The sequence below is a fragment of the Deltaproteobacteria bacterium genome, assembly GCA_016930875.1.
Taxonomy (GTDB): Bacteria; Desulfobacterota; Desulfobacteria; order Desulfobacterales.
The window spans coordinates 1-13,578 of sequence record JAFGFW010000045.1; the positions used below are offsets into that span (position 1 = coordinate 1).

At 46.9% G+C, this 13,578-nt stretch carries 23 protein-coding genes; 2 read left to right on the plus strand and 21 right to left on the minus strand.

Going from position 1 to position 13,578, the window contains the following annotated elements; translation table 11 throughout:
- From JW883_04340 to JW883_04395, 12 genes are all read right to left on the minus strand, one after another.
- Positions 1 to 245, minus strand: a 245-nt coding sequence (locus JW883_04340; protein ID MBN1841498.1) for an AsnC family protein, incomplete at its 3' end; no start/stop codon positions are given.
- Positions 235 to 744, minus strand: coding sequence for a hypothetical protein (locus JW883_04345; GenBank protein ID MBN1841499.1), 510 nt, complete (start codon positions 742 to 744; stop codon positions 235 to 237). The genes JW883_04345 and JW883_04340, both read right to left, overlap by 11 nt.
- Before the next feature lie 120 nt (positions 745 to 864).
- Positions 865 to 1,065 carry a helix-turn-helix domain-containing protein gene (locus JW883_04350; GenBank protein ID MBN1841500.1) on the minus strand — a complete coding sequence of 67 codons (201 nt, stop codon included), beginning with the start codon at positions 1,063 to 1,065 and terminating at the stop codon, positions 865 to 867.
- A gap of 194 nt (positions 1,066 to 1,259) precedes the next feature.
- Positions 1,260 to 2,999 carry a hypothetical protein gene (locus tag JW883_04355; protein MBN1841501.1) on the minus strand — a complete coding sequence of 580 codons (1,740 nt, stop codon included), beginning with the start codon at positions 2,997 to 2,999 and terminating at the stop codon, positions 1,260 to 1,262.
- A 21-nt stretch (positions 3,000 to 3,020) separates the two neighbouring features.
- Positions 3,021 to 3,350 (minus strand): hypothetical protein, encoded by a 330-nt coding sequence (locus JW883_04360; GenBank protein MBN1841502.1) that lies wholly within the window; start codon positions 3,348 to 3,350, stop codon positions 3,021 to 3,023.
- Between the two features lie 110 nt (positions 3,351 to 3,460).
- Positions 3,461 to 3,700, minus strand: coding sequence for a helix-turn-helix transcriptional regulator (locus JW883_04365; protein MBN1841503.1), 240 nt, complete (start codon positions 3,698 to 3,700; stop codon positions 3,461 to 3,463).
- A gap of 156 nt (positions 3,701 to 3,856) precedes the next feature.
- The gene (locus JW883_04370; GenBank protein MBN1841504.1) at positions 3,857 to 4,855 is read right to left on the minus strand and encodes a hypothetical protein; all 999 of its coding nucleotides are present in this window, start codon (positions 4,853 to 4,855) and stop codon (positions 3,857 to 3,859) included.
- Between the two features lie 157 nt (positions 4,856 to 5,012).
- The gene (locus tag JW883_04375; protein MBN1841505.1) at positions 5,013 to 5,291 is read right to left on the minus strand and encodes a hypothetical protein; all 279 of its coding nucleotides are present in this window, start codon (positions 5,289 to 5,291) and stop codon (positions 5,013 to 5,015) included.
- Positions 5,292 to 5,652: 361 nt separating this feature from the next.
- On the minus strand, positions 5,653 to 6,012 hold the full coding sequence (locus JW883_04380) for a hypothetical protein (GenBank protein ID MBN1841506.1): 360 nt from the start codon (positions 6,010 to 6,012) through the stop codon (positions 5,653 to 5,655).
- Positions 6,013 to 6,310: 298 nt separating this feature from the next.
- Positions 6,311 to 6,535 (minus strand): type II toxin-antitoxin system HicA family toxin, encoded by a 225-nt coding sequence (locus tag JW883_04385; protein ID MBN1841507.1) that lies wholly within the window; start codon positions 6,533 to 6,535, stop codon positions 6,311 to 6,313.
- Between the two features lies 1 nt (position 6,536).
- Positions 6,537 to 6,767, minus strand: a complete 231-nt coding sequence (locus JW883_04390) for a DUF1902 domain-containing protein (protein MBN1841508.1) — start codon at positions 6,765 to 6,767, stop codon at positions 6,537 to 6,539.
- 43 nt (positions 6,768 to 6,810) lie between these two features.
- Positions 6,811 to 7,158, minus strand: coding sequence for a helix-turn-helix transcriptional regulator (locus tag JW883_04395; protein ID MBN1841509.1), 348 nt, complete (start codon positions 7,156 to 7,158; stop codon positions 6,811 to 6,813).
- A gap of 358 nt (positions 7,159 to 7,516) precedes the next feature.
- On the opposite strand from JW883_04395, the gene JW883_04400 reads away from it, so the two are divergent.
- Positions 7,517 to 7,795, plus strand: coding sequence for a hypothetical protein (locus JW883_04400; protein ID MBN1841510.1), 279 nt, complete (start codon positions 7,517 to 7,519; stop codon positions 7,793 to 7,795).
- Here the strand turns inward: JW883_04400 and JW883_04405 are convergent.
- The 9 genes from JW883_04405 to JW883_04445 all read right to left on the minus strand — a co-directional run bounded on the left by JW883_04405 (position 7,767) and on the right by JW883_04445 (position 13,198).
- Positions 7,767 to 8,030 (minus strand): Txe/YoeB family addiction module toxin, encoded by a 264-nt coding sequence (locus JW883_04405; GenBank protein MBN1841511.1) that lies wholly within the window; start codon positions 8,028 to 8,030, stop codon positions 7,767 to 7,769. The genes JW883_04400 and JW883_04405 overlap by 29 nt on opposite strands.
- The gene (locus tag JW883_04410) at positions 8,027 to 8,269 is read right to left on the minus strand and encodes a type II toxin-antitoxin system Phd/YefM family antitoxin (GenBank protein ID MBN1841512.1); all 243 of its coding nucleotides are present in this window, start codon (positions 8,267 to 8,269) and stop codon (positions 8,027 to 8,029) included. Before JW883_04410 ends, JW883_04405 begins: the two co-directional genes overlap by 4 nt.
- A 208-nt stretch (positions 8,270 to 8,477) precedes the next feature.
- A complete protein-coding gene (egtD, locus tag JW883_04415) occupies positions 8,478 to 9,422 on the minus strand; it encodes an L-histidine N(alpha)-methyltransferase (GenBank protein MBN1841513.1) in 945 nt (314 codons plus the stop codon).
- A gap of 41 nt (positions 9,423 to 9,463) precedes the next feature.
- Positions 9,464 to 10,759: a thiosulfate sulfurtransferase gene (locus JW883_04420; GenBank protein ID MBN1841514.1), complete on the minus strand. Its 1,296-nt coding sequence runs from the start codon at positions 10,757 to 10,759 to the stop codon at positions 9,464 to 9,466.
- A 415-nt stretch (positions 10,760 to 11,174) separates the two neighbouring features.
- Complete coding sequence (locus JW883_04425) at positions 11,175 to 11,348, minus strand: ferredoxin (protein MBN1841515.1); 174 nt, start codon at positions 11,346 to 11,348, stop codon at positions 11,175 to 11,177.
- 44 nt (positions 11,349 to 11,392) lie between these two features.
- Positions 11,393 to 11,998, minus strand: coding sequence for a type 1 glutamine amidotransferase (locus JW883_04430; protein ID MBN1841516.1), 606 nt, complete (start codon positions 11,996 to 11,998; stop codon positions 11,393 to 11,395).
- Positions 11,999 to 12,323: 325 nt separating this feature from the next.
- Positions 12,324 to 12,446 carry a DUF1330 domain-containing protein gene (locus JW883_04435; GenBank protein ID MBN1841517.1) on the minus strand — a complete coding sequence of 41 codons (123 nt, stop codon included), beginning with the start codon at positions 12,444 to 12,446 and terminating at the stop codon, positions 12,324 to 12,326.
- Between the two features lie 97 nt (positions 12,447 to 12,543).
- A complete protein-coding gene (locus JW883_04440; GenBank protein ID MBN1841518.1) occupies positions 12,544 to 12,915 on the minus strand; it encodes a DUF86 domain-containing protein in 372 nt (123 codons plus the stop codon).
- The gene (locus tag JW883_04445; protein MBN1841519.1) at positions 12,908 to 13,198 is read right to left on the minus strand and encodes a nucleotidyltransferase family protein; all 291 of its coding nucleotides are present in this window, start codon (positions 13,196 to 13,198) and stop codon (positions 12,908 to 12,910) included. Before JW883_04445 ends, JW883_04440 begins: the two co-directional genes overlap by 8 nt.
- A gap of 167 nt (positions 13,199 to 13,365) precedes the next feature.
- Here JW883_04445 and JW883_04450 point away from each other — a divergent pair.
- Positions 13,366 to 13,578, plus strand: a 213-nt coding sequence (locus JW883_04450) for a hypothetical protein (GenBank protein ID MBN1841520.1), incomplete at its 3' end; no start/stop codon positions are given.

Here is a 13,578-nt window from a genome sequence, read left to right on the forward strand (position 1 = left end):
AGTTCAAGGATCTCGTTTGCGTCGCTGTTGATTTTTGTCAACTGCGCCATGGCGTCGATCTTACAATCGGTTATTTGTTCCACCTTCTTAGCGACAATGACCTTAGTGGTCTTCCCCCGCAACTCCTGAAGGCGTTTGCTCACAGCTTGGCGGCTTACCCCTATAATTCTTGCCGCCTCAGCTTGGCTTTTACCCCCGTCAATCAGCCTCAACAGCCGCCTGTCATTGATTGTGTTAGTTGACATAGTTGACATCTTGATTGACAAGTGATTTTCGCTCCCACTTGAACTTGAGTTCCCTCAGGAAATCATCGGCTTCATTTTGCTTGGCGGCCCCGAGGGATTGAGCGCATTGGCGGAGGTCTCCGTCCAGCGTGGGATCGTACTGGATCTCAAGCTCAGCCTTCAACTCGTCATAGCGCTTTTCCATTTTGTCGTGATGGAGGACAGCGCACGCCTCTTTGAGTTCTTTTTTGATTGCCGTTTCGCGTGAGCCAAGACCTTTAAGCGCCCATGTCAGGTCTTGGAGCTGGCCTTCCAGTTCCAATATTTCAGCCTTCGCCGCAGCAACCTTGCCCTCGGGAACCTTCTCGCCCATAATTTCACAGGCTAGAAGAGTTGGCATCGACCCCCGAAGACTCCTGAGCTTGCGCTCCGTCGCCTGCTGGACTACTTGGACCGACTCGATTTCTTTCGCTAATCGTCGAGCTAGCTCGATAACGTTGTTTGCTCCTTCAATGTCCATGATACACCCTCCTTCTCCTTTTGTTTTATCTTTCCTCTGTAAGCACCTGATTGTATATCAGGTAAGCCCTTGCCAGTACTGCGTTTGCGGGCGTTTTGTGACATAGTTTGACACTCATAATCATCCAGCCCGGTAATGCTTTTCCACGAAGCTAAAGACGTCTTCCGGCTTGAACCGCACAATGGTCCGTGTTCTCTCAGTTCCTTTGCCAGGGCACGGGATACGAACACAGGGAAGCCTGCCTTGCTCGGCCAGCTTGTACACAAGGGGCAAGCTGACCTTGAGCACCCGCCGCACGTCCTTGGCGTCCAACAACTCCATTATCCGTGTCCTCCTGAGGGAAAAGCATGCTTCCCGACAAAACCCCGGAAGGGGGGGGTGGGTACCCTTGAAACTGAAAATCGCCGAATCTCCACATATAAACCGATACGCCCACTCACACGTGAAATCCCTTTTCCCGAATTTTTACCCACCCTATCCCGTCCTCGGGGGCTGGTCCGAGGACACACCTGCATCTATTTTTCAAGGCGTGACCATTCGCCATCACGCCTTATTTTGATACCGTCAATTATCTTGTATTGCATTGCAAGCCCGTTGGGATTCGCATCGGTTGCCCACATTTTGCCGTCAACAATCTTGATTTGGTTCGGATATTTAGTTAACGACAAGTAAAGGCGGGCCACTTCCATCGTACACCTGCCTCCTACTGCCTCATCGCGGCCCACGGGCTTTTGTAAGGCGACAATAGCGGCTCCGGTAGTCAACCGATTATGAATTTTTTTGAGCAGGCCTCCGACCTTATAATGTTCATCATGTACTTCCAGGAAATCAATGATGTTCAAGCCATCCGGCATTATGGCATCGTGAAAATTCTCTGTCCGGTGTCGCATGGCTATTTTTTGCCAGCTTTCCAGGGGGGCATCGTACTTAGAAAGCCGTACTTTCAGCTCTGGCGCGTGAAGTTCGCTCGAAAAATAAAAAACCTTGTGTTTATCCATATTCAATCGCGATAGGTTAAAGAGAAACGCTGTTTTCCCTGCGCTTTTCTCCCCGGCCAGAATCGCCACATTTCCGGGCATAAGTGAGACAAACTGTTCAATCTGAAAGGGCCATGCAATGTCCATCGCGTTAGACGACGCATTTAGGAAATCAATCGTCTCGGATTCAGTCTCAATACGGCGGAAACATCCGTTCTTTGCCCCGCATCTTTCGATAACTCCCTCATCGACCAGACGGCTCAGAGTTTTGGAAATTTGCTTCCTGTCGTCACGATGACGACACTTTGACGACAAACCCAAAAAATTGACGACATCTGACGACAAAAAGGCCCCGTATGACGACACTACGAAGGCCTTAACCTCGCTTGCAAGGCTCTTTTCTTGGGTGTTTTTTCGACTTAGGGCAGACTGAATTTTGCGCTCGGTTTCCTTTTCGGTAAACGGCGGAGAACATTTTGACGCGAAGAAATTTAGATAAATTTCAATATCTTTTCGAGGCATGTTGCCTTTGACTAGATGGTGCGCAAGATGGAAAAGACTGACGTCCCGGCCCGGTTCATCAAAGCGTATGGCGACACTTGACGACACCTCAGAATCAGCATTTTTATGACGACACCCGTATAAGGAAATAGAGTTATTTATATTGGCATCATTTTCTATATACTTGCTGGCCTCCTGACCTGGCTCTGGCAAAAACTCAAAATCAGAGATATCGTATGCCCTGCCTGCATCTGCGTGGCATTTGACGGGTCTCGGTTTTTTGTACACAGGTTTAACGTTTTGTGTGTCTGGTAGGCGCAGGACGTGTGAGGCATCGCAAACGTTCAGATCTGCGTGTAGGCTTGTAGCCAATTGCCTGTTTAGTGCTTCGACGGCTTCGATATCCTCTTTGCCGTACCTTTCCTTGAACATCCAGTAGACATGATACCCACCCCCGGATTGCACTAAAAAGGTGGGCCGCAAAGGGAAGTCGTGCAGGTGTTTGTCCGCATCTGCCTTTTTGGTGGTTTTGAAGTCAATATCAGCCCAGACGCAAGGGATATCCACAATATGCTCTTTAGTGCCGCCGCCGTTCCTTGTGGCCACAGTAAAGTACACATTCTCCGCAACATATTTTTGGCAGAAACGATCAATGCCTTTGAAGTCATCAAGAGCAAAGAAACTTCTATGCCCGCATGGGATTGCTCTCAATTCAACTTGTCCTTCGCAATACTTAAATAATTCCGTCAAAAATTCTTTTCGGCTTATTGCCTTCATTTCCAGCCCTCACAACAAAATTTACTTCGACCACTTAACGCGTTTATTCGCCCCAAAAGAGCACAGACACCCCTGCACTGATGTCCCGTGAAACCTATGACAAGCAACGTTTAGGGCCTCCAGAAAGTCATACATGAGTTCAGGTGTTGCCCATCGTTTGCTGAACACCTGAAAGATCCAATCTAAAACCTGGCCCGGCGTATTGCATCGCTCAAGGTCTACCTCGTACTTATGTTGGCCTGTGTCGAGTGTGATCGTAAGGGTTCGCTCATTGATCTGTGCTGCGGAGCCATCTCGCAGTTTGCCTAATGGAGCCATCTCCGCTAATTGTTTAAAATTGATCGCCTGCATAAACTTTCCCCCCTTTCATTTCTGCAAAAACGAGAAGCCTATCCAGGTAATTTGAGAGCCTGGACGTGTAGGGTAGCGCCGTGATTAGCCAGCCCAACCACTTGAATCCCTCAAATTTGATCTGGATGAATTGTATTCGGTTCAATGTAGTTATCCTCTTGGGAATCAGGAAAAAGCTCATCAATTGGCTTGCCTAAATATCGAGAAATATTTTGCTTTATTTCCTCATTAGGAGAAATCCAACCATTGACGATTTTGCTGACTTTGGCTGGGTCCACTCCCAAAAGACGTGAGAGATCAAACTGTTTTATCCTGCGCTCAACCAAGGCGACCTTTAATGGAATGTTCATGATTTTTTCTCCTTAATGGGTTGTTCAGGTTCATCAAAAAGTTGTTGCCGTCTCACCATTAGAAAAAGGGAAAACAAGAAAATCTTTATTTTCGGGAACAAAAAAAGCCCTGCAAGTTAACCTTACAGGGCTAAGAAGGGCGCTCGTTTGTGTATTCTAGTTTTTTAGCTTCACGAAGGCGTAAATATTAGGGCAGGCGTCCCAGGATTCAAAGTTGTCTGTTCTAAAAGCGGTTAGCATGGCCTTGTAACAAGCCGTATCTCCGCATTTTTTGCATATCTTCTCGATATCTTGACAAAGTAGCCTTGCTTCAGGATCGGTATATATTGAACTCCCATCCAGCCCCTGCTGGGAGTTCCAATCTTCAATATAAACCCTTTTGCCATCTTCATTAGGTTCTGCCTTGATCAGCACGTTTTTCTGCGTTGTTTGCTCAAAATCAAGGAGGTCTTTCCAGGTATTTTTGTCATCCCTTCCTTTTAAGTTTTTAACCCTTTGTTCTAATGTTTTATGGATAAGTCTTTTCCAAATATCTTTATCGTATTGTTCGCCGGTGATCAGCTTAAACCCCTTGTAATATCTTTTTTTTGCGAGATCATCTGATATGCCCAATTCCCGCGCAATAACCGAGAACGGCTTGTTTGCGTTTCGTTCATCCCAAATCCTGTAATAGTCCATTCTTTTATCAAAATGGGGCCGTTTCTCTGAATTTCCTTCTTTATCTTCATCAATTTCAAGGACAGCCCGTGCACTTGTAACGAATTCCTTCACTTCGTCAGTAATTTGCCCTAGGTTTCTTTCAGGGTTAATGTCGATTGTCAGTTTAATGTAATGATCATCCCATATTGGAGTAAAACAGTCTGGCTTTTCTTCGCGCCATTCATAACCCACGGCCAATGGGTTTTTAAATATGGGCCATTGGAGCATCTGATCTTGGGAAATATCTATGGACGGATGGTATATCATTTCCAGTCCAAATCGGTCCCTGATAGCTTCTGCCTCTAAGGTCAATTCCGCAAACGTGTCTAAGGTGCCATTTTCGTCAAATGCTTGAGCATGAGTTTCGCAGAATTCTATGTAATCTATGTTTCGTCTCGTTCTCTCCCATTTGTCTTTGAGAGATGTCTTAAGCCAATTCAGTGTACCTGTTTTCATGCTGTCCCTCCACTAGACCAAGACTCCACTTTGAAGATGTTGGGGCCAGGCCGGTAGTGGAGATCCCGGCTTTTCGGGTGCGACCCTATGCCCCACAGGTTGTGTTCAACTAGATCATAAACTACAAGACGCAATCAACGATTCCTATGCCTTATGGTCAATAAAGCTCGTTCGGAGTCACATCAATTGTTGTAAAGCCCGTCATATACGCAAAAAGGAGGAATTCTGTCTCATCAAATGAATTTGTTGTCTCTTTATCGGGATAATATACGCCCCCTGCTTTTTCTGAAGGCCGATAGTGGTGGCTTATATCCCAAGAATATTCTTCTACTCCAGCGTCTTTAATCAACCTCGATACCCTGCCTTTGACGCTGTGCTCAAGACCCTCAACAACCAACACGTATTCTCTGACAACCTCATAAAGGTACGTATTCATAAAGTGCTCCTTTCGTAGTTGGTAAAAAGTTGATTTGTACAGGGAGCATCATAAATTATATCCATAGACGCTCGGCAAAACCACACATTCCATCCCCCCTTTTTGTGACAATTTGTGACAAAAATTAAAGTTATTGACTATTTTCTTTATAATGCTTATAATCACCAAACCAAAAAAAATCAAGAAGTTAAATAGTTCTAGTATGTTGCCGAAACCCCTTTAAACCGAATGGGGTTCAGGGGGCCGGAGGTTCAAATCCTCTCGCCCCGACCAAAAAAGAACGCGATGAGCGGGTTGAGCTTGAGGCCGACCCGCTTATTTTTTGGGTAGTCAAAAAGTTTCATGATGGGAAGGTCCTTGTTTAGTCGGACTTATGTCTGTCTAATCGGCTTATGGCCTTCGCAATCACAGCTGCCGACACCCCTAATTGACGTCTTGTCTCGGTCAGTGAGACTCCGTATCGGTAAACAAAGACCTCTGCCAACTGATGCCTTACCTTTGATATTTCCCACCGCCGGTTTACTGCCTTCAGTGCTTTTACGCTGATGTTTTCCTTCTTGCAGAGGGTATCCACAAGTGAAGCCGCGCCTTTCATGCGCTCTTGGGCGGAAAATTGTTTTCTTGTTGCGAGAGACAAAATCTTGCCGGTCTCGATCGTCATCAACGATATTTCTTCGTTCAATGCCCCGGACAATGACATGATGCAGGCTTCCGGAGGCATCTAGCCTGGCCCCTCTTGGCATGGCTCAGTTTCCGTCAATCTGATCTATCCTTGCGTACGAAATTAGGTTAAAAAAACTCAAGGGTGTTTTCTTGGCACGGCTTTTTTGCTTTTTGCCCGTCTTCGCCAAGGCTACGCCGCGGCAAGCCGATGACATAACATGGATTATCAGATGGCCATAAAGCCGGGCGGGCGGGGGTTAAGAATGGTATCGGGCTGAAGGATGCGGCAGAGGAAGACCCAAAGGGGTTGAAGCCCGCAGCCGAAGACCATCCGCTTAAGTTCATTGAGCCTGTTCTCATTTGTTGAGGAAATCGTTGGGGCTAATGCCGGCCTCTTTAAGGATTGCTCTGAGGGTGCCCTCTGGGATGTCTTTGGAGTGATTGGGCACGGTGGTGTATCGATCCGTGCGTTGGTTGTACCAGATCTCGTGACTTCCGGCAGCTTGCCTGTCGAAAACAAAGCCAAAGGCTTTGAGGCGTTTGACAATCTGCCGGTAACTAAAACCTGCAAGCCTGCCCATGCTATGCACTCACGATGAGCGGATAATCGAAGGAGTCTCCGATCTGTGTGAGTTCGGGTTTGTTCTGCCTCTCTGCCCGTGCTTCCAGCAGTTTGCGTGCAACATCTCTGGCAATCTCTAAGGCTTCTGTGGCCGTACGTCCCTGGGCTACGAGACCCTGTACATCCTTTGAGGTGGCCAAGTACACGCCTTCCGGCAGTTTTTCAATGTGGATATTTACGATTTTTTCCATAACAAATTTTTCTCCTGTGTTGCTCAGGGACCGATTTTAGCTCTTACGTGGCCGCCGAGGAATGGGTCCAGCGTTTTGCATCATGTTTGAGCAACATACCTTCGATAAGTTCTTTGATTACGGCTTTTTCTTCGGGATCCAGCTTTGAAACGGCTTCAAAATGGAACCGTAGATCCTCATCAGGCCCCCTGCCTTCGCCTCCAAACAGTAGCACATCTGCGCTCACATTCAATGCAAGAATGATCTTGCGAAAGACTTCCAAGGTGGGCTGAGAGGTGCCAGCCTCGTATCGTTTTAATTGAGAGACATGAATGCCGAGCTTATCGGCCATCATCTGTTGTGTAAAGCCGCTCTTTTTGCGAAGGGCAGCCAATTGTCTGGGAAATGACATAATCATCACCGTGAGTAGTTTATTTTGCATTAGTTTACCTCATGGATTTTTTATGCTTGATAGAAAGTACCATATTAGATACTAAAAACGAACCTAAATTACAACTTGACAGATTTTTATAGGGGGGATTTTCGGCAGGAAAAAAGGCCATCAACTTTGTGACTTTGGCCGGTCCTCGAGTTGATGGCCTCAGGAAGGGTCCCAGAGGCATCAAAGCTTCTGAAACCGCTTTGTTTTTCTATCGTATCTCCCCCATTGAATCAAGAAAGATCCGCCTTCGCTTAAGCTACGGCGGCAGGCGATCTTCATTGGAACCCATCAGCCTTTGGCGGAACTTGGGGGAACTTGAGGGACGGGTTTGACTTTTTTAACTTCTTTCAATTTCAATCGGGAGAAGCCCACCGGGGGTATTTCGGGGACATCCTGGACTTTTTTAACCTGCTTGGCTTTTCTTGGTGTTTCCAAGGCGGCGAAAGAAAAAGCAGGGGAACTCAATAGTCGCCAAAACACTGCAGTGCCGAAAGAAGATGAGCGCTTGGGCTGTGTGAGCCTGGTGCTTTTTTCTTTGAAGGCCGATTTTGAGAAGCTTTTGGGTTCTGGTAGAGAAGTTATTCGTAGTGAGTCCACATGCGGATGACTTTTATGGTCTTGATATCGTCCAGAACCTGATAGACGAGTCTTTGTTGGATGTTGATTCTCCGAGAATAGGCTCCTGCAAGATCTCCCACCAGGCGTTCATAAGGCGGCGGGGTTTGGAAAGGATCTTTTCTGAGAATGTCCAGAAGGGGTTCTGCTTTTTGGCGAAGCCCTGACGCCTCAAGTTTTTCTGCATCCTTTCGGGCCCGCCAAGTAAAGACCAGTTTCCAAGTCACCAGTCAAGGTCCTCGCTGCATTCCTCCACCGGTGTTTTGAGCCCTTTTCTGATGGATTCCCTCATGCCGGGCGCCGAAAGAAGGTAGAGCGTCTCTTGAATCGCCCGCCAGTCATCTTCCGAGACCAGGACCGCATTGCTCCTTTTCCCAGTGATCTGTATCGGTTTGTGGGAGGCTGCGGCCTCGTCCATGAGCTTGTAGAGCCTGGCTCTTGCCTGGCTTGCCGTCAGGGTTGTCATATGAATCACCTCTGCACAAAGCGTACGCTATTTCGTACGTTATGTCAACTAAGTCGCGCATCAGAACATGGTGGGCCAACCGCATAGAGTCTTGGAAATGACGAAAGATAATGAGCCTCTTCATGGGGTTGCGAATTGTCCCATGACCATCGGAAACAAACGATTTCCTGAAAATTGCGGGATGTGCCCGGATGTGCCCTCAACAGGTCTATTTGATGTAATCGACAAGAGTGAACCAGCTATTGCTGTCGGCATACATCTGGCGCACTGAAAGCCTGCTATTTGACGCGATCTCGTCGATGTGATCGGTTGTAAATTTGTGAGAGTTTTCTGTGTGAATGCTTTCCCCCTTTCGGATTTCCAAGGCTCCATCAAAAAACGGTGATGTGACGGTCATGTCTTTTCTGGCGACCAAATGCATCTCGATCCTTTGCTTTGCCTCGTCGAAAAAAGCATAATGTTTAAAGTCTCCTAAATTGAAATCTGTGCCTATTTTATTGTTGGCCACATTCAAAACGTTCTTGTTAAACCGAGCGGTGACACCTTCTTCATCGTTGTATGCTTTCTCCAGTACATCCTTGTCTTTGACCATATCCAGCCCCAGTAAAAGGCGCTCTCCTTTCCTCATGAGTTTTCCTAACTTTTTCAGGAGCTGAATGGCATCTCGTCTGTCGAGGTTTCCGATTGTGCTACCGAAAAAACAGAAGACCCTGTTTTCATATGGTGAGACCAGATCGAGATGCTGCATGAAATCGGCCACAATTCCACTTATCTCGATGATGCCGAACCTCTCCCGAAGCTTGCATCCGGAATCATTTATAGCGCTCTTGCTTACATCAAACGGGATATAGGTTAATGTTTCGAGCGTTTCCCGCGGCAGCGTTGTCAGTAGAATCGAAATTTTTGAACAATCACCGCTTCCCAACTCCACAAGCGACGCATCATCGGCACCCTCCATCAGTTCTGATGCGTGTAATTTCAAGATCCACTTTTCGGTTCTACTCGGGTAGTATTCGTCCAACCGGGTTATCTGTTCAAATAGCTTGGATCCTGCTTCATCGTAGAAAAATTTACTTGTTACGTACATTGGGTCAGCCATGAGCCCGGACAATATCTCCACGTCTTGACTGCCTACGGTCATCCCCCATGACATCTCCTCTGCCTGCATCGCAAGGTTTCTTTGCATTTCATCCTCTATACTGGCTCACCGACAGCGACCGGATTCTCTGGATCGTTAGACCACTCATACCATCCACCGTCATAAACCGCGATGTTGCGCCATCCTATCAAGTAGGCGTTTAAAAAAGCTTCACTGGCTCGCCAGCCGGTTCCGCAGTACAATGCATTGAATTGTTTTGCAGTGATCCCCGACTCTTTCCACATGGTTTTGATTTCGTGGTATTCACGGGTCGTAAGATCGATATTCCGATAGTTCTCCATGTGGTAGGCATCGCTGCCGCAATTGCCAAATACCGCGCCCGGGATACGACCTTTTTTGAAAATGTAATGATACCCACTCACTTTGCCAATGAACTCATCCCAACTCCTTACACTGATTAAGTTCCCATTGTCCGATTGTAAGAGCTCTTTTGCCTGTGGTGTATCAATGAAAATCTCCGGCCTGGAAGGCACGCTTACGCCGAACTCGGATACCGGCTCAGGCGGCGTTTCTTCTGTAGCGATGGCATACCCCTCATTTCCCCAAGCAGCGATACTGCCGTTCAACACCCGGACATCCCTAACACCTGCATACATCATGAGGACGGCACAACGTATTGATCCCAAGTGTCCCGCTTGGCTGCCTGGATGAGGATCGCTGTTGCGTGGGCTTAAAAACCTTCCATATACCACCACCGTTGTATCAGCAGAAATCCCTATCCGCATCAACGCTTGTTTCAGTTCTTCCGGCGATCGTCGATTCCATGTATCCGGAGATTCGAGGTCGCGGGTGTCGAGCGCTATGGCGCCGGGGATATGGCCGATGTCATAATCCGCCCTGTTCCTGTAATGGCAGTGACAAATCGCGTACCTTCCTCCGTTGAAACCGGGCGGCCGTTCTCCTGCACCGAGCTGACGGACCCATCGCGGATAGACCAGCTTTTCGAAACGGGCCATTCGCTCCATGGGCAAGGATTCGGTAGCAGACCACTCATCAACAAAGCCGGTGTACACATTCACCTCTTTGTAACCCGATCTCACAAACTTTTCCGCCACTTCCCGCTCATCGTCCCTCGTGTAGCCATACACTACTATCTGGTGATTAGGTAAGATGCCTCTGGCTTTCACTATCTCGTCCCAGTCTTCTTCATCGGTCCAACCGACGGGCAAGGTTTTTGCCCCCCTTATATGACCACCCCGCGGTTCTCCTTCCAGGGCCCAGCCATTGTACGCATCGACAGGTCGAACGTCGCAAATACGGAATGATTCATTGTCAATGATCTTCTCCAGCTCTTGCTTAGAAATATCGTTCACCAATCGGCTCGTCTCCATACGCATTTGGCTCTTTTCCAATTCCATTATCGATTCAAGTCCTGTGAAAGCCTGAACATGCCTTTTGCTTCTGAAAGCCTATGGCCTGGAGTTTGGATCAGCCGATGTTCAATCATTAATAATCCGCGAGCATTCATAGTTATACCCCTTTAACGACACGCCCCCTCGACTACCCTCAGGAAATACACAAAACCAAGCGTTCAACTCAAATGGTTTGAGCCACACACAGGTTTATAAGGGAAAAAGCTTAGGGAAACAAAATGCTTTTCCCATTTCATGCCGCATCATTGCACAGTTTGTAGCTCCGTTAGTGTCGCCACAAATACAGCATTCTTTTAAAAACTGGCAAAAAGCCACTATTCTGAAGCCGACGGCCGGAGTTCTTTTAGTTTATTGAGTCAGGGAGTTATCGATTCTATCCCCAGTAATTACACTCCACCGGACAGGTTTCTATCGCCTCTTCGATGAGATCTTCAGGGCCGCCTTCCAGCTTAATCACCTTGGCTTTTTCAATATCTTCTTCCAACTTGAAAACTTCTGGACAGATCTCTTCACAGGACCCACGCCCAATGCATTTTTCTTCGTCAATCTACGAGACACTTCCTACCTCCTTGCCTCTGAGAAATCAGCAAATTATTCCGCGCCTCGGGCGTCATCGCAGGGTTCATCTTCGTTATAACCTCTGGCTTGTTCGGCACTCGGTGCGACCGTGCAATGCGGTAGGGGCTGTTGAACCAAATGGTTAAGGGATGCCTTTATAAAAGCCGGAAGATCCCCAGGGTGCCGGCTTGAAATGAGATTTCCATCCACCACCACTTCCTGATCCAAAAAATTAGAGCCGGCATTTTTGATATCTTGAACGATCGACTTCCAGCCGGTTACTTTTCGTCCCCGAAGGACATCTGCCGTAATCAATAGTTGCGGGCCATGACATATTGCAAATACCGGTTTGCCACTCTCGAAAAAATCTTTAGCGAATTGAACAGCTCTATCGTCTGCCCTTAGTCGATCTGGAGAATATCCACCAGGTATCAAAAGTGCGTCAAAATTATCTACTGATACATCCTCCACGGATTTCTCGATCTTAACTGGAGTATCCTTTTTCTTTCCCTTCACTGTCTCACCGGACTTTAGGCCTACATGAACAAGTTTATGTCCGGCATTTAGAAACTCCTTTGCCGGCTCTGTATATTCTGAATCCTCAAATAAGTTGTCTATAATAACAGCGATTTTGCTCATTACATCCTCCTTATTAGGTTTATCTTTCATTAACAACGTGCTCATCATTGCGGGAGTAGTGGGAAAAAACAATGGGTTGAAAGGTGTATTTATTGAAAACGGAGATGGTATTTTAGTACCTTAAAAGCTGTAGGAAAGGGTTTTCGATCTCAAGTGGAACAGGCAACGGACAACGGCGGGCTGACAGTTTCGTGTGCTTGCCAAACTATAAAAAACAAAGATTACTGAATGTTATCTACAAAAAATGGGGATTTTCAAAAACCCAGCGTCATTGCAGATCGTAACCATTAGGGCAGTCCGAATTGGGATAGTATTTAAACCAATATCATTCACTTTCGACAGGTATTATCTTTGCCGATGAAGATTCTCTCCGAAGCACCTTCAGAGGACGATATTGTTCCGACACCCACCATTTTTTTGCCTGTTTCAGCGTCTCAAACTCAATAATGAGGGATCTTTGGGGATCTTATGGATGAAAGAAGAATGGGCGGTTACAAGGCCATTGGATATGAGATCGATGAATAGGGCTGCGGGATGCAATGCCATCATTTCAGGTCTTCCAGCATCTTTCGTATTGTTTCCAGAAGCTGAGGTATCTTATTTTTGCAAGTGTTAAAGACCGCCACGGCATTGACATCCGTATAGTGGTGAGTCAATATATCTCGCATCCCTTTCGCCTTTTTCCAGTCAATGTTCGGGTAGGTCTGAAGTAGCTTCCCTGCGGTAATTTTATCTAGATTTTTCAGTGATTCGCCGATAACGATCAACATCATACAAATAGCATCCATTTTTTCAACACCAGCCGAGCTGTCGGTGAAGTCTGAAACTTGGCGAATGGCCTGAAAGCGGGAAACAATTTTAGCGGCAGCCTCTTCTATCTGATGCAAAACTTCTAGGACAAGTTCCGTGTCATGCATACACCGCCTCCGAATCGATTCTTTTCTTCAAAAATTGATTCATCCTCTCCCGATAAGTCACGAGGTCAACCGGGCGGTGAAGCCGCTCTTCAAGTTCGTTCTTAATGCCAGCCAGCATGAAAAGGTCCGGTTGATCAATCCGAACTACAATATCCACATCGCTGCTTTCTCCGGCATCGTCGCGTGCAGCAGACCCGAAAACACCGATAGTAAGAATGCCGTATTCTTCTGCAAATTCTTTCTTGTATTGTCGCAATATTTCGATAATTTTTTTTCTACCCACTTTTATTTTCTCCACAAACGAAGATGCCCATTACCCTGTCGGTCCTATAATATCTTAAATCGATTGACATTTTTCCTAAATTATATCCGTTTCGATTATGCTTGTCAAACATCGTTGTAATGTTGTCTTGGGGTATTTCGGGGAGATCCTGGATTTTTTTAACCTGCTTGGCTTTTCTTGGTGTCTCCAAGGCGGCGAAAGAAAAAGTAAGGAGTTCAATAGTCGTCAATAGACTGCAGTGTCAAGTTGATTGTTGCGGCCTGACGCTCTTGTTCGTGTTGACGGGAGACGATACCCTAACGTTGCAAAAGTCGAGGATGCCGCAGATTCAAGGCGGCAAGGGTGAGGCTGTAGTCGGCTACGCCGAACTCTTGCCAACA